General features: G+C 42.2%; 16 protein-coding genes, 6 tRNA genes and 1 pseudogene. 15 read left to right on the plus strand and 8 right to left on the minus strand.

Going from position 1 to position 23,637, the window contains the following annotated elements; all coding sequences use genetic code 11:
- The first annotated feature begins 40 nt into the window (after positions 1-40).
- On the plus strand, positions 41-5,128 hold the full coding sequence (locus IEV36_RS04865; protein WP_005259359.1) for a hybrid sensor histidine kinase/response regulator: 5,088 nt from the start codon (positions 41-43) through the stop codon (positions 5,126-5,128).
- Between the two features lie 12 nt (positions 5,129-5,140).
- Entirely contained in the window at positions 5,141-5,596 is a 456-nt protein-coding gene (locus IEV36_RS04870) for a hypothetical protein (protein ID WP_005259357.1), read from the plus strand.
- 48 nt (positions 5,597-5,644) lie between these two features.
- Here the strand turns inward: IEV36_RS04870 and dapE are convergent, their stop codons facing one another.
- The 3 genes from dapE to IEV36_RS04885 all read right to left on the minus strand — a co-directional run bounded on the left by dapE (position 5,645) and on the right by IEV36_RS04885 (position 8,027).
- Complete coding sequence (gene dapE / locus IEV36_RS04875) at positions 5,645-6,778, minus strand: succinyl-diaminopimelate desuccinylase (protein ID WP_005259356.1); 1,134 nt, start codon at positions 6,776-6,778, stop codon at positions 5,645-5,647.
- 124 nt (positions 6,779-6,902) lie between these two features.
- The gene (locus IEV36_RS04880) at positions 6,903-7,046 is read right to left on the minus strand and encodes an entericidin A/B family lipoprotein (RefSeq protein ID WP_167510625.1); all 144 of its coding nucleotides are present in this window, start codon (positions 7,044-7,046) and stop codon (positions 6,903-6,905) included.
- A gap of 120 nt (positions 7,047-7,166) precedes the next feature.
- Positions 7,167-8,027 carry a DUF1853 family protein gene (locus IEV36_RS04885; protein ID WP_005259351.1) on the minus strand — a complete coding sequence of 287 codons (861 nt, stop codon included), beginning with the start codon at positions 8,025-8,027 and terminating at the stop codon, positions 7,167-7,169.
- A gap of 100 nt (positions 8,028-8,127) precedes the next feature.
- Here IEV36_RS04885 and IEV36_RS04890 point away from each other — a divergent pair, with 100 nt between their 5' ends.
- The 9 genes from IEV36_RS04890 (at position 8,128) to IEV36_RS04930 (ending at position 11,056) form a co-directional block, all read left to right on the plus strand.
- Positions 8,128-8,493, plus strand: coding sequence for a YbaN family protein (locus IEV36_RS04890; RefSeq protein WP_004775350.1), 366 nt, complete (start codon positions 8,128-8,130; stop codon positions 8,491-8,493).
- Between the two features lie 513 nt (positions 8,494-9,006).
- Positions 9,007-9,510 (plus strand): cell wall-recycling L,D-carboxypeptidase ElsL, encoded by a 504-nt coding sequence (gene elsL / locus IEV36_RS04895; protein ID WP_005259349.1) that lies wholly within the window; start codon positions 9,007-9,009, stop codon positions 9,508-9,510.
- 169 nt (positions 9,511-9,679) lie between these two features.
- Positions 9,680-9,755 (plus strand) — tRNA-Val (locus IEV36_RS04900).
- Between the two features lie 23 nt (positions 9,756-9,778).
- Positions 9,779-9,855 (plus strand) — tRNA-Asp (locus IEV36_RS04905).
- 43 nt (positions 9,856-9,898) lie between these two features.
- A tRNA-Asp gene (locus IEV36_RS04910) sits at positions 9,899-9,975 on the plus strand.
- A 101-nt stretch (positions 9,976-10,076) separates the two neighbouring features.
- Positions 10,077-10,152: transfer RNA gene (locus IEV36_RS04915), tRNA-Val, on the plus strand.
- Positions 10,153-10,191: 39 nt separating this feature from the next.
- Positions 10,192-10,268 (plus strand) — tRNA-Asp (locus tag IEV36_RS04920).
- Positions 10,269-10,408: 140 nt separating this feature from the next.
- Positions 10,409-10,484, plus strand: a tRNA-Val gene (locus IEV36_RS04925).
- 89 nt (positions 10,485-10,573) lie between these two features.
- Positions 10,574-11,056, plus strand: a complete 483-nt coding sequence (locus tag IEV36_RS04930; protein ID WP_004775348.1) for a DUF2750 domain-containing protein — start codon at positions 10,574-10,576, stop codon at positions 11,054-11,056.
- Between the two features lie 20 nt (positions 11,057-11,076).
- Here the strand turns inward: IEV36_RS04930 and IEV36_RS04935 are convergent, their stop codons facing one another.
- The 4 genes from IEV36_RS04935 to yccS all read right to left on the minus strand — a co-directional run bounded on the left by IEV36_RS04935 (position 11,077) and on the right by yccS (position 17,530).
- Positions 11,077-11,862 (minus strand): YdcF family protein, encoded by a 786-nt coding sequence (locus IEV36_RS04935; RefSeq protein ID WP_005259347.1) that lies wholly within the window; start codon positions 11,860-11,862, stop codon positions 11,077-11,079.
- A gap of 127 nt (positions 11,863-11,989) precedes the next feature.
- Positions 11,990-14,533 (minus strand): PepSY domain-containing protein, encoded by a 2,544-nt coding sequence (locus tag IEV36_RS04940; protein WP_005259345.1) that lies wholly within the window; start codon positions 14,531-14,533, stop codon positions 11,990-11,992.
- Positions 14,534-14,692: 159 nt separating this feature from the next.
- Positions 14,693-15,277, minus strand: coding sequence for a YcxB family protein (locus IEV36_RS04945; protein ID WP_005259343.1), 585 nt, complete (start codon positions 15,275-15,277; stop codon positions 14,693-14,695).
- Positions 15,278-15,355: 78 nt separating this feature from the next.
- The gene (gene yccS, locus IEV36_RS04950) at positions 15,356-17,530 is read right to left on the minus strand and encodes a YccS family putative transporter (protein WP_004775341.1); all 2,175 of its coding nucleotides are present in this window, start codon (positions 17,528-17,530) and stop codon (positions 15,356-15,358) included.
- A gap of 143 nt (positions 17,531-17,673) precedes the next feature.
- Here yccS and IEV36_RS04955 point away from each other — a divergent pair, with 143 nt between their 5' ends.
- On the plus strand, positions 17,674-18,888 hold the full coding sequence (locus IEV36_RS04955) for a multidrug effflux MFS transporter (protein WP_032811056.1): 1,215 nt from the start codon (positions 17,674-17,676) through the stop codon (positions 18,886-18,888).
- Between the two features lie 26 nt (positions 18,889-18,914).
- Here IEV36_RS04955 and IEV36_RS04960 read toward each other — a convergent pair whose 3' ends face one another.
- Complete coding sequence (locus tag IEV36_RS04960) at positions 18,915-19,619, minus strand: nitroreductase (RefSeq protein WP_005259341.1); 705 nt, start codon at positions 19,617-19,619, stop codon at positions 18,915-18,917.
- Between the two features lie 425 nt (positions 19,620-20,044).
- Between IEV36_RS04960 and IEV36_RS04965 the strand changes: the two are divergent.
- The 3 genes and pseudogenes from IEV36_RS04965 to IEV36_RS04975 all read left to right on the plus strand — a co-directional run.
- Positions 20,045-20,476, plus strand: a pseudogene (locus IEV36_RS04965) (hypothetical protein); the annotation flags it as partial.
- Between the two features lie 236 nt (positions 20,477-20,712).
- On the plus strand, positions 20,713-21,948 hold the full coding sequence (gene gltS, locus IEV36_RS04970) for a sodium/glutamate symporter (protein ID WP_004775335.1): 1,236 nt from the start codon (positions 20,713-20,715) through the stop codon (positions 21,946-21,948).
- 94 nt (positions 21,949-22,042) lie between these two features.
- The gene (locus IEV36_RS04975; RefSeq protein ID WP_004775334.1) at positions 22,043-23,524 is read left to right on the plus strand and encodes an alanine/glycine:cation symporter family protein; all 1,482 of its coding nucleotides are present in this window, start codon (positions 22,043-22,045) and stop codon (positions 23,522-23,524) included.
- Positions 23,525-23,637: the final 113 nt, after the last annotated feature.

Genomic DNA, 23,637 nt, shown 5'->3' on the forward strand with positions numbered 1-23,637 from the left:
TTTTTACCCACGTTGGTGGATAAAAACGAAAGAAGCAGCTATGAAACAAATATTAAAAACGTTAGTTGAAACGATGACGCTTCCTGAAGACAGTTATCTTGAACAAGATGCAGAGATTCTTGAGATTTTTATTGAAGAATTAGATGAGATCTTTGTTGAGTTAGAGCCATTACTTGTTCAATGGAAAGAACAACCACATCAACAGAATGTGCTTACTGATATTCGCCGTCATTTCCATACTTTAAAAGGCTCTGGAAGAATGGTCGGCGCAAAGTCTTCAGGTGAGCTGGCATGGACAGTTGAAGATACTTTAAATCGTGTGATTGCGGGTACAATTACTTTGAATGCTGATATTCAGCGTTATGTACAATCAGTTTTTAATCTTTATCGCTTTAAACTTGCGCATGACTTTAAGGCAGTTCAGGCCCATCAGGTCGACTTCAAGCCATTGGTTTTATTAGGACAACAATTACAACAGCAACAAAGTCCTGAGCCTGCGCTGGCAGAGCTTCTAAATCTTGCCGTTGATCTTAATCATGACGAGATATTGACTGGCCTTGAGCTGGTGGATGATGTTGTCGTTGAAACGGAAGCACAGAATCAAGTGCCACAGCAAGTTGAGCCTGTATCTGAGCTTGAATTGGCGACTCCGTTTGAGGATGAGGCATTGGCCAAAGAAACTCTGGCTATTTTCCAAGAAGAAGCCGAAGAACATTTGGCGACCATCAATCAGTTCTTACAAAATGATCGTCCAAGCAATGATCAATACAATACCTTGATTCGTGCGTTGCACACCTTGCGTGGCAGTTCCGCAATGGCGCATGTCGATCATGTCTTTGAAGCCAGTTCAAAAGTTGAAAATCTGTTTAAAACATTATTACAGGAAGAACTGGACTCAAGTTCAGATGAAACGGCTTTATTGACGCATTATGCACAGTTTGTCGGTGATTATTTACATACCTTGAAGCATGAAGGCACTCAACAAAAGTTCAATGAAATTTATGAGACCTTTAATGTTGCCTGGGACAGCTATGACTTCCAGTTAGAAGAAAAGAATGGTGAAGCAATACGTCCACAAGGTCTGGTATCTCAATTAATTGAATTGGAAATTAATGACTTACTGGATGTCGAATTTGATTTCGAGAAGCGTGCACGTCATGAGTTCCCGCAATATATCCAGTTACTGAGTCAACAGGCCGAAATTCTGTTACAGCATACGCATCATCATGCAACGATTGGTATGTATCAGTACACCAGTTTATTGCGTTCAAGCTATCAAGATCTTATTTTTAAACCAAGTTTACTCAATCTTGATTATGCCTTTGAACTTTACCATCAAGTTCATCAACAGTTTATCCAGTTATTTGATACCTTGGCAGCCGGACAGCGTGTCACTTTAACCAAAGCACATGAGCGTGTCTTAAATGAATTAAGCTCATTTACTCAGCAAAATGTTGAGTCTGTGCAGCAAGAAGCAGTGGATGTTGAGACCCATACAGTTGAAGAAACTTTGGCGGTTGAACCACAAGCAACTTCAAGCGCTGTGACTGACTTAGCTGCCCAATTTGCACTGGATAAGCAACAGTTAGATTCGGATGAAGCGAACCGTGATTTTGATCCAGACTTGCTCGATATCTTCCTTGAAGAAGCAGATGAACTGCTTGCAGGGATTGATACTGATCTTAATACATGGGCGGCGGATCATAAAAATATTGATGCTTTAAAGAATCTGATGCGTTATTTGCACACTTTAAAAGGTGGTGCAAATATGATTCAGGCACGTCATATTGGCGTGATTTCGCATGAGCTAGAAACCATTTATGAAAAGTTGATTAACCAGCAAATTCAAGCAACACCTGCACTCATTGCTGTGATTCGTGCTGTACAGGATGATATTGCTGATCGGATTCAAATTATTCGTGATCAGCATGTCGATTATCCAGCAACGCATACTTTGGCCGTTCTCCATAATTTGGAAAAAACCACGGTTACAGCTCCGCAAGCTGATGTTACTTTCGCTACGCCACAACCTGTCCTTGAGACGGTTGAAACACAGACCAATGATAGCGCTGTTGAGACAAGTAACTCGGGAACGGCAATCCCAGCCAATGCAACTGTCGATGTAACTGCGTTTGCAGCACAACTGGCACTGGATAAGCAGCAATTACAATCAGCAGAGTCAAATCGTGACTTTGATCCAGATTTGTTGGATATTTTCCTTGAAGAAGCCGATGAACTGCTTGCAGGGATTGATATTGACTTAAGCACATGGACCGCCGATCATCAGAATTTGGATGCGCTAAAAAATCTGATGCGTTATTTGCACACCTTAAAAGGTGGTTCAAATATGATTCAGGCGCGTCATATTGGCTTGATTGCTCATGAGCTGGAAACCATCTATGAAAAACTGATTAATCAGCAAATTCAGGCGACTCCACACTTGGTTGCAATTATTCGTTTAGTTCAGGACGATATTGCAGACCGCATTCAGACCATTCGCGATCAGCAAACAGATTATCCATCAACGCATGTGGTGCAGTTACTTCAACAGGCAGACCAAACAGTTGCTCCTGCAACGCTTGAGCCAGTAATTGAGACTGTAGATGCATTTGCAGCGATTGAAACAGATGTTGTTGAAGCACAAGCCGAATTACCTGAATTAGCCGAAGTTGAACCTGCACTTGATGCACAGACGGTGGCATTAACAACGCCAGAAACAAGCGCGGTTGCCTCAGATGAGATACTTGATGCGACTTCTGCCGCTCAAACCCTTGAGGCAGTGGCAGAGCCATTGGACGATGATGTTCGTTCGCTGGTCGAGCAGACTTTCCTCGAGGAAGCAGAAGAACTGCTGGAACAGGCACAAAGCTTATTAAAGCAATGGTTTGAACAACGCGGTAATCGTAGTGTGCTGCTACAGTTACAACGTAATGCCCATAGCTTAAAAGGTGGTGCACGCATGGCTGAAATGGATGCCATTGCCGTAATTGCCTACCATTTAGAAAATGCTTTTGAGCAGTTTGGTGTTCATCATTTCAATTCAAATGTGTATGACAACCTGCTGAATACCGCATTGGCATGGCTGCATGAAGCCATCTTTAAGCGTCAATATGCGAATTTTGATGGCTTAAAACAAAGTCTGGAGAAGATGGAGTTTGTCGATGTTTCAGCTCAACTTCCTCAGAAACTTTCTGCGAGAGATATCTTCACGCCTGAATATACGATGGAGTTTGTTCAGGGCGATGGAACAGAACCGCCATCAATGCTGGGTGAGTGGGAAACCACGGAACGTATTGAACAGAATAATGAAATGATTCGTGTCTCTGCGGACGTCATCGAGAAGATGATTGACCTGTCAGGGGAAAATGCGATCAACCGTTCACGTATAGAGATGGACTTAGGTCAATTGGGCGGTACGTTGACGGAAATGGAGCTGGCGATCAAGCGTTTGGCGGATCAGTTACGCCGAATGGAAGGTGAGCTGGAAAGTCAGATTATTGCACGACATGGTGGAGAAGATGCGCGTTATGCCGACTTCGACCCATTAGAGATGGACCAATATTCATCTCTGAACCAGTTGTCAAAATCACTGGCTGAATCAGCTTCGGATCTGGTTGACTTCAAGACCACCTTGTCTGAGAAGATTCGTGATACAGAAGGCTTGTTGCTGCAACAATCTCGTATTCAGGCTGAGATTCAAGAAAGTTTAATGCGTACTCGTCTGGTACCATTTTCACGCTTGTTACCGCGTTTACAGCGTATCGTGCGCCAAACCGCTTCAGCATTGAACCGTCCAACTGAATTGGTGGTGAACAATACTGAAGGGGAATTAGACCGTAGTATTCTTGAGCGTCTGGTTTCACCTTTTGAACATATGTTACGTAACGCGATTGACCATGGTATTGAAGATCGTGAACAGCGTTTACAAGCCAATAAACCTGAAACTGGGCACATCGTCCTGAATATTGGCCGTCAAGGTACTGATGTGGTCGTGACTTTCAGTGATGATGGTAAAGGGATCGATGTTAACCGTATTAAAGAAAAAGCACTGCAAACGGGTCTAATGACGCCAGACCAGAAGCTGGAACAGGAAGAGATTTTACAATTTATCTTCCATCCTGGTTTTAGTACTGCTGCTCAGGTCACACAGATTTCTGGGCGTGGTGTAGGGCTGGATGTGGTACAAAGCGATATTAAAGCTTTGGGCGGGCATGTTAGTGTGGATTCTACATTGGGTACAGGCACCACCTTTACCATCCGAGTTCCAACAACGGTTGCAGTAAGTGATGCCTTGATGGTTAAAGCAGGCGATCAACAGTTTGCATTCCCATTGGCACAGATCGATCGTATTGTTCGTATTTCACCAATGGCACTTGAGCAATACTTTGACAGTCAGGATGACTATTTCACTATTGATCAGGAACGTTACCGTTTACGCTATCTTTCTGAGTTTGTGGCAGGACAGCCAATTCCACGTTTGAGTGGTGTGGTTCATTCTTTACCTGTGTTACTGATCAAAGGTGCACAAGGACAGACTACCGCATTACTGGTGGATCAGTTGATTGGTTCGCGTGGTCAGATTGTTGTGAAACCTGTCGGGCAGCAGTTCTCTAGTATTGGTGTGATTGCGGGTGCAACGATTCTGGGTGATGGTCAGGTCTGTTTAATTCTGGATGGTCAGAATATTGCGCGACAAGCGCAGTCGACTGCGCGTAGTAAGCAGGCCGATGAGACTTATACCAAACAGCGTTATGATGAACGTCGCCTGATCATGATTGTCGATGACTCGGTCACCGTACGTAAGGTGACTTCGCGTCTGTTAGAGCGCCAAGGTTATGATGTGGTCACTGCCAAAGATGGTGTTGATGCGATGGAGCAGCTCGAAACAGTGAAACCTGACCTGATGCTACTGGATATTGAAATGCCACGTATGGATGGTTTTGAGGTCACAAACCTTGTACGACACCATGAGTTGCATAAGGACTTGCCAATTATCATGATCACCTCGCGTACAGGTGAGAAACATCGTGAACGTGCATTGTCGCTTGGTGTAAGTCAATACATGGGTAAACCATTCCAGGAAGAAGCACTTCTGGAAAATATTGAAAGTTTACTGGCTGTGCGCTAAGAGGTAGAAAAAATGGTAAAGAAAGGCGCAAACTCGGCATTGGGACAGATTGACCAGCAAGAGTTACAACATTTAATTACGGTCTCAACGGGATTTATTGATGCATACATTATTGAATGCCATCAAAAGGTTCCGATGTTATTGCCGCAGAATATTGTCTTGTCAGCAATGGATACTCAAACCAATGTTGAACATATTGAATGGCATGATTTGAAGCTGCCTGTTTATGCGGTGAATGATCCTGAGCAAAAACAAGGTGTGGCGCTAGTTGTAGAAGGCGAGGATGTGTCACAGCGTTTTGCACTGGTATGTAATGAAATGCCTGAATCGATCCGTTTACGTATTTCAGAGATTGTCGATGAAGAACGTGAAATTGATGATGATAAAGTCTTTCAATATGTAAAGATGGGGGAGAATAAGTTTTATGTCCCCAATCTGCAAAATATACAAGCCCAACTGGGACTGTAATAAAAAAGGAACTCATTTGAGTTCCTTTTTTATGTGCTCTCGCAATTTTTAAGCAAGTAACTCTACTAAAATTTGCTCATAGATTTCAGCGAGTGGCTCTAATTCTGCGACATTGACATGCTCATTGATCTGATGGATGGTGGCATTCAATACGCCCAACTCAAGCACCTGTGCACCTGTTGGTGCGATAAAGCGACCATCTGAGGTTCCACCGCTGGTTGATAGTACAGTGTCAACGCCAGTCACATTTTTAATTGCTGTTTTTGCTGCATTCACTAGCTCACCGACTGGAGTCAGGAAGGGCAAACCAGACAAAGTCCATTGAATGTCGTAATTAAGCTGATGTTTATCTAAAGTCTCAAGTACGCGTTGTTTCAAGATATCAGCAGTAACTTCGGTTGAATAACGGAAGTTGAAAGTTACTTTTAAGGTGCCCGGGATCACATTGGTCGCACCTGTACCTGCCTGAATATTTGAAATCTGGAATGAGGTTGCAGGGAAATATTCATTGCCATTGTCCCAAACAGTTTCACACAACTCATTGAGGGCTTTAGATGCGGTATGAATTGGATTCTCTGCCAGATGTGGGTAGGCAACATGGCCTTGTTTACCATGAACAGTTAAAACGGCATTTAACGAACCACGACGACCATTCTTAACGATATCACCAAGCTGATGCGTACTTGATGGTTCACCCACTAGACACCAGGTCATTTTTTCATTACGCGCTTCTAATGTTTCAACAACTTTAACCGTACCATTAATCGATGGGCCTTCTTCATCAGACGTGATTAAAAATGCAATTGAGCCTTTATGGTTCGGATGTTTGGCAACAAAACGTTCAGAAGCAACCACCATTGCAGCCAGCGCTGTTTTCATATCAGCAGAGCCACGACCATACAACTTACCATCGCGAATACTTGGTAAAAACGGGTCTGAATTCCATGCATCTAAATGGCCGGTCGGCACCACATCAGTATGGCCTGCAAAGCAGAATACTGGATTTTCAGTACCACGACGCGCCCATAAATTATCAACATCTTCAAAACGCATGTTTTCGATATTAAAGCCAATCTTTGCTAAGCGTTCAGCCATAATATTTTGACAATCATGATCAACAGGAGTGACAGATGGCTGACGTAGAAGTTGTAAACTAAGTTCAAGAGTATCGGAATGGTTCATGCGAGATGTAGCTAAATCTGGTGAAATATGAACCGGTATAATAGGGGAATCTGATCGAGAAAGGTATTAAAAATAAACCTTATCTAGGTCTAGATAAGGTTCGGGAACGCTTTTTCTATAAAAATTACATTTTATCCTGAGTTTTTTCGGCAGTCTGAGTAACCTTGTCACCAGCTTTAGATACATCTTTACCAAAACCCTTAAATGTATTACAGCCAGTTAAAACAACAGCAGCCATGATCGAAGCAACTAAGATTTTTTTCATCATCTTCTCCGTTTAAATGTAATTATGATGTACTTAAGAGGCTAAAAAATTTACCATTAAATGAACATAAGGGTTTGATGGTAAATGTGTTATGAAATGTTATTTAGTCGAATAACAAGTAAATTAAGTTAAACTAAATAAAAGTGAAGGTTGGCGGAACATATAATAACTAGGCGTTGGTGTATGGTGATAATAAAGCCCATTGGTCCACCAGATAGCGGGTAGTGATGAAGCTTTTTGATCAGGGCAGAGCCATTCATGTCGTTGTAAGCGATAATAGGATGTAGTTGGTATCTGCGTTCCCCATTGACCTAAACGCCGTGAAGTATTAATCCACGAAGGTACGCTTAATTCGCTTTGATCTGTAGGCAAGTACAACTGACCTTTCATCACTGCAAACTTACGCTGAATTGGATGATGATTTGCCTCGGTAAACTGGAATTGACGCTCGGTAAAATGTTTTAATTTACGCTGTAAAGTATCTTCTCTATTTAACCCAAACCATTGTGCTAGATCGAGTTTGCCTTCGCCTAAATAATATTTTAAGGCAACTTCCCAATGTTCAACTTCTTGTGTTTCCTGATTGAGCAAAACAAAATCCAGCTCACCTAAGGTAATGGCACCTGCAATTTTTTGAATGCTGTGCCCGAGCAGTTGATAGGGATGGTAGTCATCATCCAATAACCAGAACCAGAGTAAGTTTTCAAAACGTAAGCCAAGTCGTGTGCTTTTAAGTTGGGCCAGAAAATCAATCAGCTGCTGTGGCTGCTGATCCAGCTGCTTTAAACGTGATTCATAATTTTGATAATGTGTTTGCCATTTCTGATCAGGATGTAATTCAAAATGATTTTTTATGGCGAGATCGTTTGGAATTTCAGTCAGGATATTCGGGCTGGCAATACAGAATGCCAAATGCCGTACGATTGGATTGTTAAACTGTAACCACGGCTCAAAAAAACAAGGGGTGGTAATTATTTTAGACATCAAGCCACTCAATCATGGAAATAATAGGTTAAGTTTAAGAAACCACAATAAAAACACTTTATACTAGCACGGTTGTAAACAGGTGATGGTTAATTGCTCAATGAAAACTTTATTCTGGCGTAGCTTGGTCGTGATTTTTATTACGTTGGGAATCATTGGGGCAATTTTACCGGGCATGCCAACCACGGTTTTCCTGATTCTGGCTGCATGGGCGGCGTCTAAAGGCTGGCCTGAAATGGATGCATGGTTACTGAACCATCCTAAATATGGCCCGACCTTACGCAACTGGCGTGAACATGGCACAGTACCGCGTAAAGCAAAATGGATTGCCAGTATCATGATGCTGCTCAGTGGTATTTTGATGCTATTCACCAATGCACCATTCCTCGTCAAAGTTTTTACCGATGTCACTATGTTTATCGTGGCCGTGTGGTTGTGGTTACGACCCGAGCCTGAGCAGCGTTAGGAAAAGCAACGCTTTTTAGCTGCGCAAGACGAGCGGCTATGCCGTGAGTGGCGAGGATAAATAAACGTCTTTTACTGAAGTGTAAGACGAGAACTATGTTTGAGTGAAGGTGTTAAGCAAAGTAACATTTTGCCCGAAGCGCAAGACCTTGCGCCAAATATGGCTCATATGCTGCGAGTGGCGAGGATAAACAAACGCCTTTTACTGAAGTGCAAGACGAGAACTATGTTCGAGTAAATACGTTAAGAAAAGCAAAGCTCTTGCGAAATGTATTCCTCATGCGCAACACGAAAACCGTATTCGAGGAAATGCATTAAGCAATCTTTGTCTTGAGTCCGATCAAAAATATATCCGAATAACACGAACAAAGAACGAAACTAATATCTTCCAATGGTATTTTATTTTCCTACACCAACTTTAAGATTGATACACGACTAAAACTACTGAAAAGTACAAGAAAAAGTGCTTCATCTATGTTGAAATAAATGTGTTCTATCATTTATCGAGATAATAATGACCTATACCCTTGATCAGGCAGACATCATCATAGACTTGGCACAACAAACGCTACGTTTGCCTAAACATAATAAATTCTATGTGATCTCTTCGGGCAAAAACGGTATTGGTGAACAGGAAAATAGCGGTAAGACCCCAAGAGGTTGGCATCAAGTCGCACAAAAGATTGGTGGTGATGCACCAAAACATGCCGTATTTATCGCGCGTCAACCGACTGGTGAAGTCTATGATCTGCAATTAGCTCAGCAATTTCCTCAACGAGACTGGATCTTGTCACGCATTTTATGGCTGGATGGTCTGGAAGAAGGCTTTAATCATGGGGAAGGGCACGATACCTTTAAGCGTTATATCTATATTCATGGTACACCTGACACCGAACCAATGGGTATTCCAATGTCTCATGGTTGTATTCGAATGAGAAATGATGAAATCGTTGAGCTGTTTGATCTCGTTTCTGAACAAGCGCTGGTCTATATTTCTGAACAAGCCTTAGAAAACTAAAGATGAAAATACGAATAAGTGCTTAAATAAAATACGAAAATATCAGTTTTTGCATGAAATTACTTATTTTTTAATCATTCGTTCGGTTTTTTCAGAAAAGAATGGCAAAAGCGTTTGACAGGCTGTAAAGATTCTCTATAATGCACCTCACAAACGATGAAGACGTTAAGGGCGCTTAGCTCAGTTGGTAGAGCGTCTGCCTTACAAGCAGAATGTCGGCGGTTCGATCCCGTCAGCGCCCACCAAGCCTTTACGTTAAGACTCAAGTGCAGCGGTAGTTCAGTTGGTTAGAATACCGGCCTGTCACGCCGGGGGTCGCGGGTTCGAGCCCCGTCCGCTGCGCCACTTAAGTTTTAATATTCGTTTGCCATGATTGCAAAATTATCGTGCAGCGGTAGTTCAGTTGGTTAGAATATCGGCCTGTCACGCCGAGGGTCGCGGGTTCGAGCCCCGTCCGCTGCGCCACTTTAAGATTGCAAGATTGGATAGAGTTGAGTAAATTAGAATTTATTCTTTTTATTCAAACAAATTCCTAAAGCATTGCTTTAGATTTGTTACCTCGCTCAGGGCGCTTAGCTCAGTTGGTAGAGCGTCTGCCTTACAAGCAGAATGTCGGCGGTTCGATCCCGTCAGCGCCCACCATAATTTGTGACATTTACTTCTCTATGAAAGTAATACAGTGCAGCGGTAGTTCAGTTGGTTAGAATATCGGCCTGTCACGCCGAGGGTCGCGGGTTCGAGCCCCGTCCGCTGCGCCATTCTCTTGATATCGGTTTAAGAGAATGTTAGTTTTAAACAAGTATTTCTATACTTGATCTCTGATACGAGATGCCATTAGAAAAATCAAAGATTTTTCTCTTGCGCTCAGACAAAGCTTCGCTTTGTTGATCCTCGCTCAGGGCGCTTAGCTCAGTTGGTAGAGCGTCTGCCTTACAAGCAGAATGTCGGCGGTTCGATCCCGTCAGCGCCCACCATATTTCCTCCCCAATCTCATATCATTGTAATCAATACAAAGTTATTTTATGATTAGCGTCAATATAATGATTCTAATATGAAGTACTTTATGAGAAATCCTTATCAACGCAAGGCTGCGTCGAAATCTCAAGCTACACCTGCTAATTCTTCGCTCAAAGATACATATCGTCAATTTATTCAAAATATTATTATGCAACGTCACGTGATTGCGCTCTATCACGACGGTTGGGCTTTATGTTCAACACCATCGGGTCAACATGCGTTATCTGTATGGCAAAATAAAAGCTTGGCGAAATTATTGATTAAAGACAATTGGGCGCAATACGAAATTCAGGAAGTACCCTTATTGGCTTTTATTGAGAAGATGATTCCCTTTCTAAAAGAAAATAATACGATTTTATCTTTGGATTTAACACCTGAAGGGAATAACCTGCTGGTTACCCCTGATGCTTTATTATTAGATATTAAGAATTTCTTATACCAGATTTACTTACAACGGCCGGATGTGTTTGCTGAGTTAAAGCTTCCGTTGCCTCGAGATATTCGTTTGCATAACTCAGCTTCATCATAATTTGAACAGAAAAACTTTAATCAATATTCATTCAGCAACCAGCCACTGGCATAAGCAAAATATTCTCTTAACCAGGCATTATAGCGTGTGGCTAAAGGCGTGGTTGCACCGAGTAAGGTAATATCTCGATAGCCTTGTTTCTTGGCAATTGCGGCAGCTCTTAAAGTGTGGAAATCACTGGTCACAATTGCAATTGGTTGCTGGATATTGATGTGTTGGGCTTGTAATAAAGCCTGACTGTTTTTCAGATTGAGTTCAGTACTGGTGCTTTTATCTTCCAGAATGATTTGTGACATAGGAATATTATATTGCTTGTGTAGATAACGAGACATCACCACGGCTTCGCTATCCGTTTCACCATAATCAATCCCGCCTGTCAGTACCAGTTTCGCATCTGGCTGAGCTAGGGCAACAGGAGCCGCACGGTCTAAACGTTTTGCCAGCGTCGCCGACGGTTCTCCATTTTCTATACCGCTACCCAAAACAATAATGGCCTTTACGGGTAAAACATGTTGTGTTTTTGCATTATTGTCAGCAAGATAATCAAAGAAATAGCCTAAGCTAATTAACCATGCCCAAAAACAGAGCCAGCCAAAACGCCAGATTGAATGCAAACGGAAGTGGTAGAAAAAGAAACGCTCAATATGATAATAGAAGTAAGAATATAGGCAGAAAAATAATCCAAGCAGGAGAGGGAGTACTGTACCAATATGAATCTTTTTAAATGCGATGAGAATAGCGCCATCTAAAAATAAAACTGAACCAATAAGGGCTAGAAAAACACGAACCCATGAACTTATTTGCATAATCTTAATCGTAGTCGATTTGAACCGTGCTAAGTGTATGCAAAATTAAAAGAAAGGCAAACTCTCCGATTGTCTTAGGAAAATAAAAAACGAGTGACTGGCACCCGTTTTTTAGAAAAGAATAACGTTAGTAAACGTCGCGGCGATAACGACCTGCTTGTCGTAATTCATCCAGCGTTGCTTCACCGAGAATATCCGTTAAAGCTTGGTCTACACCTGAGGCCATACCTTCAATACTACCGCAGACATAAATCACGGCACCTTGCTGAACCCACTTCAGCAGTTCCTCTGCATTGTTACGTAAAACATCCTGTACATAGATACGCTGTTGCTGATCTCTTGAAAAAGCGAGATCAAGTCGTTGCAATGTGCCCATGTTTTTCCACGCTTCAATCGTTTCCTGATAGAAGAAATCATGTTCGCGTTGGCGTTCACCAAAAATGAGCCAGTTGGCCGTGTAATTTTGTCGGTTACGCTGCTGTAAAAGGCTCATTAAACCTGCGATACCAGTACCATTACCAATACAGATAATTGGACGGTTATCATCGATTAAATGGAACGACTCATTGGTGCGGATACGTAATGCAATCGGTTGTTTAAGTGGCGCATGTTCAGTTAACCAGCCAGAACCTAAACCGAGCTGATTATTTTCATCACGGTTTTGACGTACCACCAGTCTTAATAGCTGTTGGGCAGGAATACTGGCAATTGAATATTCACGCGTTGGTAATGTTGGAAGCTGAGCTAATAATTCTTGTACAGTATTGAAAGGTTTAACTTCAACACGTAGATTTTTATCCCAAAGTGCCTGTTCAATAGTCTGATTGAGAGATTGCACAACAGTTTGTGCTGCAATTTGGTGTTTAATCAAAAAGTTTTGGATCTCTGTTTGACTATTTGCTGGCTGAATCTCGGCAATATCTCCCGCATGCCACGTCATATCCGAAGCTGTGGTCAGTTCAATATTGTAAGCCGCTTGGCCTACACTATTTGGGTTGAGTAAAGTGCGTTCGCTTAATGTCCATTGATCAAAGACTTTTTCAATATTCATGGCATGTAATTCATGCTTGGTTACGACTGAAAGTGCTTCATTCCAGCGCTGAATATCATTGGCATTGGCGTTATCTACCTCGATGAGATCGAAGAACGGTTGTGCCTTAGATTGTTTTAACCATGCATCAACTGCATAGCCAAAGCTGCAATAACTTTCTGTATATTCTTTTGAGCCAAGCGCAAGCACTGCATATTGCATGTGACTTAAATCAAGATTTTGCTGCATCAGCTTTTTGCTAAAACTTGAGGCGAGGTCTGGTGCATCACCAGTACCATAGGTACTGATCACGAATAAAACCTGTGGTGCCTGTAGTAGATCTTGTTCAGTAAGCTGTTGAATCGGTTTTACGGTGGTTGGCTGTTGTGCTTCTTGTAAGCTTGTCGCTGTACGCCACGCCAGTTGCTCTGCGACACCTGTCTGAGACGCGTAAGTAATCAGCCAAGGTTGTGCATTTGGATCAACCTGTTGAGTACCAAGTGATTGACGGGCGGCTTGAGTGAGTTTCTTTTGTTTGCGACGCTTTAAGTACAACATCCATCCAGTTACGAAAAACAGTGGCATGGTCAGTGATGCTAGCATCGCAATGAATTGATAAGTCGATCCAAAGAAACTACCACGGTGTACAGGAAGCATGCTGCTCATGATTTTTTCATTGAGCTTTTTGTCTTCATACAGTTCAAATTTTTCAAACTGCTTATCTTGGTAATTATAGACGGCCTGATTTCGTGCGCGCTCGTGTTGCGGGATGATATCCACAAAAGACACTTCAACTTTTGCATCATCACGCTTTGGAATATTTAAGGTCAACGTTGAATATTCACGACCAATTTGAGCATTCACACCTGTCCAAGTCTGGGTCAGGATGGTATTGACCTGCTGGGTCGATAAACCTTCTTCTTTATGCTTTCTATTTCTAGGTTCATTGTGCTGTTGGTTACGTTGTGGTTGTTCGACGCCCATGACTTTGAACATACCCGCACGCCACCAGTCATACGACCAATATAAGCCTGTGCAGGCAAACAGTAGATAGAAGATAACCACCCATGTACCGACAACGGCATGTAAATCCCAGATAAAATTACGGCCTTTTAACTTGGATTTGATAAAGAACCATTGTTTAAAAGTATGTTTCTTTGGAAAGCGTAAATAGAGACCACTCAATACAAAGAAAATCAGCATCAGGGTAGAAGCGCCCGTAATTTGTGCACCAAACTCACCTGCAGTTAAATTTCGGTGTAAACGTTGGATAAATTGCAACGTATCACGACCTTTAATCTCGGGTAAGACTTCCGCTGTATATGGGTTGACCATCATGTTATAGCCGCGACGCGCACCTTCTTTTTTGATATTCACGGTGGAAGAGGCGGCGGGATCAGAAGCGATTGTAATACTGTTGATTTCGATTTCTGGTTGTTGTTGGTTGAAATGTTGATAAAGCTGGGCAGGTGTTAATTTGGGGGATTGAGCCACTTCAACAACATAGCTGTCCTGATTAATCCATTTGAGAATTTGTGGTTCATAAGAGTAAATCGCCCCCGTTACGCCCATTAAAGAGAGTATAAGCCCCGCGGTGATCCCTAAAAACCAGTGAATCTGGAAGAAAACTTTTTTAAACATGGTCAAAAAATGTAAATAGAGTGGAATTCATGTAAAAAATTATAACTCAAGAATAAGAATACATTGTGGATTTTGCAGGTAATATTGATTTTGATTCTCATTTATTTTACGGGTAATAAAAAAACCTCTCATTGCGAGAGGTTTTTGTTCATCCGTGTCTTAAATCGATTTAGGCGCGCCTACAGTTTCATTTAAGTGCTTACGAACGGTATTGAAAGAAAAGTTCTTTGAATCCATACGTTTTGGCAAAATATAAGCACCTTGCTGTTCTTCACCTTTTGGTGTTTTTACCTTGAAATTTACAAGGATAAAGTCTGGTGAGCTATACCATTCATAAATATCTTTCCAGCCAATTGTCGCTGTGCCTTCTTGCAGGCCAACTTTTTGACGCATCACGATACCATGCGGTTGTACACCTAAACGTAAACCTTTAATTTCCTGAACAGGGAATTCAGTCATTTTACGTTTGACGTACCACTCCAGACCAAATTTCTTGATCAAATAAAAAAGAACCACACTCACAATCACTACCCAGCAAATCACGGTAGAGTAGGTTGAGTAATATTTAATAAGTCCTGCTGCAACTAAAGAAAGCACAACAAGTGCAATCATAATCATCCATGCTTTGCGGCTGAATTTGTTGGTACTACGCCAAATCATAAGTTGAGCTTGACGTTGTTCAGCTTCAGAAACTTCGTAAGGAACAGGTTGTAGCGTATAGGCGTATAGCGTTTTGGCGGTCATAGTGTAAAAAATGAGTTTAGAACTAGGTTAAGTTTAACACCTATTGGCATGCAAAGATATTATGCCAATGGCGAATGATTAGAGCGATGCGTACTCTGTGCCGTCTTCATTTGGTTCATGACTCAGGCTTTGTTTCAGCATACTTAAACGGGTCAGTACACCTAGCATCAATGACAGTTGCTGCAAGATAATTAATGAGTTTTGATCATTTTCTTCATTGCGGCTTAGACGGTCACGAATGGTTTGCATCATATTTTGTGCTGATAAATCAGGGACTTCATCTCTGAGTAATGCACCTTGAATATCATCCAGTGCCTGATCAAGTAGGGATAATACTTCCTGATCCTGAATTTTTTCACGGTGTGCCCCTAATGCCGCGATATAACTTAAAAAAGTATGGCTGAGACATAGAAACTCGAAGGCCAGACTTTTTTGGTTGACATCAATATTCGGTTCGGTGGCAATGGTTGAAATCAGCGAAGCCACTTCTGCATCAGTATTGTGGGCAGCGCGTCGGACAACACGATAATTCAAGGCATTATTACGGCCATGATGATATTGCTCGACCACTTCTGCAAGATATTTGCATTGCGCCTGTAATGAACGTCGGATCGAGCGGGGCAGTCTGCGGAATTTCCAGTCTGGCCAGATAAAACTGACACCAAACCAAGCCAGAGCACAACCAATCACCGTATCAATCAAGCGTGGAAAACCAGCTGCAAAGGCTGAGCCATCCAGATTAAAGTTGATTAAGGCTAAAATGGTAATAAAGGCAGTGGCTTGTGCATACTGTTTACTGCGCAATTCTAAAAATAGCACACCGCTCAGCACCAGCATGACCAGTTGTCCTTCAATCGAAGGGATAAAATAGATAATCGCAAGACCGACAATAATGCCGACCAAGGTGCCGACAATTCGCAAATACAAACGGCGTTTGGTGGCGTTAAAGTTGGGTTGGCAAACAAACAGTGCGGTTAACAGAATCCAGTAGCCATAGGCGATATCCGTCATCTGGATAAAGAGATAGCCGATAAACAGGACAATCGATAAACGGACAGCATGGCGGAATAACACTGACTCAGGTGACAGATGTTGTTTCACACGCACAATAATGTCATTCCAGCCTTTGAGATCATCGTCTTTGAGCTGGCTTTCCGCATGCTGTGCATTGATTTTTTGCAGATTTCGTTCGGTTTCCAGATTCTGTAATTGTGCATCAATTGATTTCAGGTTCTGATATAGCGCAAACAATGCATTAATCCGCACCTGATCATAATGTCCATCTTCGCGCAGTTTTTCCAACGACATCCTTAAATTTTCAAAACTATGCTTGAAGCGTTTGTTATGCACATAACGGGTACGACTGAGGATCGACTGAGACAAATCCTGACAGGCCTTACCTTGAATCGACAGGATGCGCTGGAAACGGAACAGAATATCGCTGTGCTGGAAGACTTTCGCTAGTTTCTGATAATCAATATGTGCAGAATCTGCACGCTCATGAATATCTTGAGCTACAAAATAATATTGCAGGCTACGCCGTGTGTCCTTTTGACCACGGTCACCTTTGAGACGAGTTAACAGTGACATACGCAGATCATTAAAGATCGCCACCAGCTTGCCATTCTCCATGGCAATATCAATCATACTTTGTTGATAACTGGATGGGGTCATATCCACATCAAACAGGTTGGACTTGGCAAATAAGAAACTCCCCAGCGCAGAATAGGAAGCCGAAAGCTGATCCCGAACTTTCCGCACAGGGAAAAGTAGGAAGCTGATGGTGGAGAGTAAGCCATACCAAGCCGCACCTGCGACTAAAAGGGCGGGTTGAACATACCATTGCTCAAATAAATGCACCCCCAACATGGTATAGACGGAAGTGACCAGACAGCCGTAAGCAATCGTGGCATAACGTCGTCCGAGTGAACCGAGTAAGATCCAGCCGATACATGAGGCAATTAGTCCGATTGCAAAAGCAACAGGATAGGGGAATAACAGTTGAACCGATGCAGCAGTGATAAAAAATCCGATATAGGTATAAATCAGATTCATGATGCGCACAGAAAAGCGGTCATCAATATCACTAATCGCTGCAGCAACGACACCTAATGTTAAGGGAATCGTTGCAAGTTGATAATCTAATAAATAAGGAACAAAAGCTGTCCCTGTAAAGGCAATTAACATACGCACGTTATACATAAACGTGGTGTTATAGGTTGTTTGTTTTAAACGTCCGAACCAAGGATTCAAGGGTTGTCCTTCTTGTATTCTACAATTGAATTTTCATCGTGACTGTTCACAGGGATAAAGTGTTCGCAGACGTTAATATTATGCACAAATCTGGTGGGGATGCTAAGCTTAGAATATTCCAAAATTTGTTAAAGTGGGGCAGTATGCAGGCCGAGCAAACCAATCAACGTCAATATTCAACAGCATGGATTATGTTGCTTGCTTTGTTAACTGCGTTAGGGCCGTTATCCATTGATATGTATTTACCTGCTTTGCCTCAAATGGCAGATGAATTCGGGGTAAGTACACAAATGGTTGCCAATACCTTGCCTGCCTATTTCTTGGGTTTGGCAATTGGTCAGTTGATTTATGGTCCTGTCAGTGACCGGATTGGACGTAAAATCCCTCTTTATTTTGGCTTGGCGCTTTATGCCATCGCCAGTCTGGCTTGTGTGTTTGCAACCAATGAATGGGCCCTGATCGCAGCCCGTATTTTTCAGGCTTTAGGTGGCTGTGTAGGCGTCGTGATGGCACGCGCTGCAATCCGTGACCGTCTGGACATGCAAGGATCTGCACAAGCATTTTCCAGTATGATGATTGTGATGGGATTAGCCCCAATTCTTGCACCGATGTTTGGGGCGTGGATTCTGAATTTTTTCCCGTGGCAAGCAATCTTTATTAGCTTGGCCATTATTGGCGTAATTTGCTGGTTCTGTGTGCATTTCTTCTTTAAAGAATCTTTGCCCGTTGAGCGCCGTTTAAAATTATCGGTCTATCAAGTCACAACATTATATGGGGCGATCTTAAAGGATGAGAGTTTCCGTGTGCCGATGTTTGCGGGATGTTTAACAGGCGCTGCCTTATTCTGTTATATCAGCTCTGCTTCAGCTGTTTTCATGGGGCAGTATGGTTTATCTCAGCAAAATTTCTCTTATGCTTTTGCCTTAAATGCAGCAGGCATCATGTTGATGTCTTCTATTAATAAACACTTGAATACCCGTATGGGCATTTTTCAGCGTTTAAAGCTGGGTGGTGCGATTCAGTGTTTTGGCGCGTTGATTGTGCTAGGGGCGGGCTTTATGGTGCATGCGCCATTATGGTTACTTATGTCTGGCTTGTTCTTGGTGGTGTCTGGCATCGGTTTAACGGGGCCGAATGCGATGGCTTTGGCAATGTCTCAACAAGGCGCGCGTGCAGGCACAGCCAGTGCGATTATGGGCAGTATGCAATTTGCTTGCGGTCTATTGGCAGGGATTATCCTGAATTTCCTGCTCTGGAAAGCGTCCCTGAATATGGGCATCATGATGCTGTTATTTACCAGCGCAGGTTTCTTGGCGATTTTAAAAGTGGGTAAGTTGCAAAGCAGTCGTTCTAGCTAAAGAACTACTGCTGCATTTCTAGTGGTTTAATCTAAAAAGACGGTGAAGTTTTCAACAGGCTCGCGTGGCGTAATGAAAGTATTCACAATATGGTCAGGATCGGCATAACCCAAAGCAATTGTGCATACCAGTTCTTCGTCTTCTGGTGCACCTAAAATATCTAAAACGATGGGATGGAAATGATTCCATGCTGCTTGTGGGCAAGTATCCAGACCACGCGCCTTGGCAGCCACCATGACATTTTGGAGCATCATGGAAATATCCATTTTGGAACCAATACCCATTATTTTATTCACGGTAAAATACAAGGCAACAGGCGCATCAAATAGCTGAAAGTTACGCAATTGCTGCGCTGCCATTTTTTCTTTTTCGCCTTTCTGGATGCCGAGCAAGCCATAAAGTCCCCAGCCATTGGCACGACGACGATCAATAAACGGTGAAATCCAGGTTTCAGGATAGTAGGCAAAAGTTTCCTGATATTGGGCAGCCAGTTCAGGTTTTTGTAAAAGTTCGATTTGTGCTGCACAAACACGGTCAATCATTTCAGCGCGTTTTTGCCCTGTCACCACATAGACTTTCCATGGCTGAACATTGGTGCCAGAAGGGGCACGACTGGCAACCGTCAAGATATCTTTAATGATTTGGGGATCAATAGGGGTATCTAAAAACGCACGTACCGAGTGACGAGATGTAATGGCCTCGTCCACAAGGCGGACTTGTTCCGTGTTCATGAAAACTCCTCAACATTTTGATTTTCTAATGTCTGGAGACTATAAATCAATAAATGTTTTTTGTTGCCAGTTTTTCAAGTATAAATATAGGTTTGAGTAAAAAATATGCAAATAAATTAGTGGATTAACACTAATTGTTGTGAGTTTTCTATCTTTTGTCTGATTTGTGTGAAAAATAATTCTATTGGTAACATAATGAAATCGAAATAATATTTATGCATACTCAATGAAATCAATAAAACTCTTTAAATAAAAAGTACACACAATATTCGAAATTTATGCATAATACGCCCTTTTTAAAATTGATTAGGCTTTCCTTGCTGATCCGGCGAGGGGGAATTTTCTATTTAAAAGACAGCTTGAGTTTATCCAGTTCAATGTCTGTGGGAATTGTTGAAATATACACTATATACAAGGAGCTTCTCATGAGTTTATCTCTCATCCGTAAGCCGTTCGTAATGCAAGGTCTGGCAATTACTGTTGCAACCTTAATGATGAACAGTACACATGCTGCTTCAGAGCAAGAACAGATTCAGCAACTTCGTGATGAAGTGAAGGAATTAAGCGCTTTATTACAGCAATATGTTCCCCAAACAAAACAACAAAATGATACCCTTCAAGTTGCCGTAGCTCCTGCTAGTACAGGGGTTACCACCAATAATCAAAATACTCCTGCTGTTGTCACGGCTAACACCCCTAAAAAATCTCCATTAGGTTTTAGCGCTGCATCTGGTGCAGAAGTAAAGCTTTATGGTTTCTTGCGTGGTAAAGCTTTGTATCAATCAAAAGGCGGCGATGGTATTTTTAACCGCATCAATAAGGTTGATCTGGAAGGCGCTGAAAAGAATAGCGACCGAGGGTAAAGATAATCGTGTAGGGGCAATGGCTTGCTATAACTTCTAAGCCATCTATCCTGCAGATGAAAATCATCCGTGAAAATTGAATCACTATAATGTGTAAAAGGTTCTTATATCGGACTGTATACTTTTTATAAAGTTGATTGAGTTTTCACTCATTTTGAGAGTTACTATTTTAGCAGTTTTGAGGTGGGGACAAGCCATCGAAGGAACTGGTGAAATAAACGGAAGAAGATATGGAATTTACTTTTAATGGTTTTTATACCCTGATTTCAGCCGTTATCGTGTTGTTATTAGGGCGTTTGCTCGTTAATAAAATTGATTTTTTAAGACGCTATAACATTCCTGAGCCTGTTGCAGGTGGTCTTGTTGCTGCGGTAGTTTCGCTACTTGTGCACTCGCTTTGGGGCTATAGCATTGTCTTTAGTAGCGAGTTACAAACCAGTTTTATGTTGATCTTCTTTGCTTCTATTGGTTTAAGTGCCAATTTCATGAAGCTTAAAGAAGGCGGTATCGGGTTGGTGATCTTCCTGGTCTGTGTTGCATCATTTATCGTGGTTCAGAACGCTGTCGGTATGAGTTTGGCAACGATGCTGGGTATCGATCCGCTGGTTGGTCTGATTGCAGGTTCAATCACGTTGACAGGTGGTCACGGTACAGCAGGTGCATGGGGTGAGATTCTTGAAACTCAACATGGGATTCAAGGTGCCTTAGCGTTAGGTATGGCGAGTGCAACGTTTGGTCTGATTATCGGTGGTATTATCGGTGGTCCATTGGCTAAATTGTTGATTAACCGTTATAGCCTTGCTCAAGCACAGACACCAGCAGAAATCAAAAACCGCGATACGCATTTAGATCAGCATCCTGACGAACTGGCGCCATTTGAAAATCCACATCAAGTCCGTTTAATCACTGCTGATAATGCCATTACCACTTTAGGTATGTTTGCTGCGTGTCTTGCATTTGCAGAGTTCATGACTGGCTTTAGTAAGGGGACATGGTTCGAGTTACCAACTTTCGTTTGGGCACTCGGTGGCGGTGTTATTTTACGTAATATCTTAGAAAGCGTATTAAAGATTGATATCTTTGATCGTGCGATTGATGTTTTTGGTAACGCGTCATTGTCACTTTATTTAGCAATGGCATTGCTTTCGCTTAAATTATGGCAGTTGGCAGATCTTGCTGGGCCGCTCGTCGTAATTTTAGGTGCGCAAACCATTACTATGGCATTGTATGCAGCATTCGTGACCTTCCGTGTCATGGGTAAAAACTACGACGCCGCTGTATTGGCAGCTGGTCACTGTGGTTTTGGTATGGGGGCAACACCAACAGCAGTTGCAAACATGCAGGCAATTACCAACATGTATGGACCATCTCATAAAGCGTTCCTGATTGTTCCGCTTTGTGGTGCGTTCTTCGTTGATTTAATTAACGCAACAGTAATTCAATTAATTTTGAAATTCTTTGCCTAAGTCGGATCAAAAGCCCCCAACGGGGCTTTTTTGATTCATCCATTGTTATCGTATATGTACGGATGTACATAAAATATTTAAAAGCGAATAAGTGATGAATGAAAAATTAAATGACACCCTGATGGCTTGGGTAAGTTTTTTCAATGATCCTTTATGGGACTTCCTCGTCGTTTTCCTTCTTGCAGTGGGTATCTTCTATACCGTTGCGACGAAAGCTGTACAGATTAGAATGTTCTTTCACAGTATCAAGGTGATGAAGGGCAGTCGTACTAAAGGTGAAGAGAAAGATTCACACGGACTTACACCCTTTCAGGCATTTGTAACGGGTTTAGCAAGCCGTGTTGGTGTAGGTAACATTGCGGGTGTTGCGATTGCGATTGCGATTGGTGGACCTGGCGCCGTGTTCTGGATGTGGTTTACTGCATTATTGGGTATGAGCTCAGCTTTTATTGAGTCTTCGCTTGCTCAGTTATTTAAAGTTAGAGACAGTAATAGCAAGCAGTTTCGGGGTGGACCAGCTTACTATATTACTCAAGGCTTACGCAGTAAAACCTTTGGTGTGATCTTCGCACTTGCGCTGATCTTTACTTATGGTTTTGTATTCAACTCAGTTCAGATCAATGCGATTGCCAACGCTTCTTCACATGCATGGGGCTGGGACAAAGCCAATCTTGTTGCGCACCTAGGTGGTGTTGATCTTGAAATCTCATGGGTTGGTCTGGCACTTGTTGTTTTAGTGGCACTCGCAATTTTTGGTGGTATTAAACGTATCGCTAAATTTGCTGAAATGTTTGTTCCATTAAAAGCAGGTCTGTATTTAGCCGTTGCTTTATATATTGCACTGAGCAACTACGAACTTCTTCCTGGCATTTTCAAATTGATCTTCACTGAAGCGTTCCAGTTCAACGCCGCAGCGGGTGGTTTCTTCGGCGCCATGATTTCTATGGCAATGATGCAAGGGATCAAGCGTGGTTTGTTCTCAAACGAAGCAGGTATGGGTTCGGCTCCGAATGCTGCCGCAGCTTCTGATGTCAAACATCCTGTGAACCAAGGTTTGGTTCAAATGCTTGGTGTATTCGTAGATACCTTCATTGTATGTACAAGTACTGCAATCATTATCCTTGTTTCTGGTGTTTACCATGATGCAGGCTTCGTGGGTGTTGAATTAACTCAACGCGCTTTAGAGTCTCAAGTGGGTAGCTGGGGCGGTGACTTCCTTGCGATTCTGTTATTCTTGTTCTGTTATTCAGCCGTGTTAGGTAACTATGCTTATGCGGAAAGTAATGTGCAGTTCATCAATAACAATCCAAAAGTCATGTTCATCTTCCGAATTTTTGTGTTGGTGATGGTGTACTTTGGTGCAATTGGTAGCGTTCCGTTAGTGTGGTCTATGGCTGACTTGTTCATGGGAATCATGGCAACCATTAACTTAATCGCGATCTTATTGTTAACACCAATGGCACGTACTTTATTGAAAGACTATACCTCACAGTTGAAGAAAGGCATTAAAGAGCCAGAATTCAAAATTGATAACTATCCAGAACTGAAGAAAAAAGTCGGTTCTGATATTTGGTAATTTGCTTTTAATAAGACATTGAATCAATGAAAAAAGTCCCTTTCGAGGGACTTTTTTTATGATGTTTTTATGACAAATGCAAAGAAATTGATACATCTTTTCAAATGTGCTGG

The sequence above is a fragment of the Acinetobacter vivianii genome (assembly GCF_014635885.1).
Classification (GTDB): domain Bacteria; phylum Pseudomonadota; class Gammaproteobacteria; order Pseudomonadales; family Moraxellaceae; genus Acinetobacter; species Acinetobacter vivianii.

Coding starts and splice junctions, on each gene's coding strand:
- IEV36_RS04960 (WP_005259341.1), bottom strand. CDS start 19,619: ATGAACACGGAACAAGTCCGCCTTGTGGACGAGGCCATTACATCTCGT.
- elsL (WP_005259349.1), top strand. CDS start 9,007: ATGACCTATACCCTTGATCAGGCAGACATCATCATAGACTTGGCACAA.
- IEV36_RS04865 (WP_005259359.1), top strand. CDS start 41: ATGAAACAAATATTAAAAACGTTAGTTGAAACGATGACGCTTCCTGAA.
- IEV36_RS04940 (WP_005259345.1), bottom strand. CDS start 14,533: ATGTTTAAAAAAGTTTTCTTCCAGATTCACTGGTTTTTAGGGATCACC.
- IEV36_RS04880 (WP_167510625.1), bottom strand. CDS start 7,046: ATGATGAAAAAAATCTTAGTTGCTTCGATCATGGCTGCTGTTGTTTTA.
- gltS (WP_004775335.1), top strand. CDS start 20,713: ATGGAATTTACTTTTAATGGTTTTTATACCCTGATTTCAGCCGTTATC.
- IEV36_RS04890 (WP_004775350.1), top strand. CDS start 8,128: ATGAAAACTTTATTCTGGCGTAGCTTGGTCGTGATTTTTATTACGTTG.
- IEV36_RS04935 (WP_005259347.1), bottom strand. CDS start 11,862: ATGCAAATAAGTTCATGGGTTCGTGTTTTTCTAGCCCTTATTGGTTCA.
- dapE (WP_005259356.1), bottom strand. CDS start 6,778: ATGAACCATTCCGATACTCTTGAACTTAGTTTACAACTTCTACGTCAG.
- IEV36_RS04955 (WP_032811056.1), top strand. CDS start 17,674: ATGCAGGCCGAGCAAACCAATCAACGTCAATATTCAACAGCATGGATT.
- IEV36_RS04885 (WP_005259351.1), bottom strand. CDS start 8,027: ATGTCTAAAATAATTACCACCCCTTGTTTTTTTGAGCCGTGGTTACAG.
- IEV36_RS04975 (WP_004775334.1), top strand. CDS start 22,043: ATGAATGAAAAATTAAATGACACCCTGATGGCTTGGGTAAGTTTTTTC.
- IEV36_RS04930 (WP_004775348.1), top strand. CDS start 10,574: ATGAGAAATCCTTATCAACGCAAGGCTGCGTCGAAATCTCAAGCTACA.
- IEV36_RS04870 (WP_005259357.1), top strand. CDS start 5,141: ATGGTAAAGAAAGGCGCAAACTCGGCATTGGGACAGATTGACCAGCAA.
- IEV36_RS04945 (WP_005259343.1), bottom strand. CDS start 15,277: ATGACCGCCAAAACGCTATACGCCTATACGCTACAACCTGTTCCTTAC.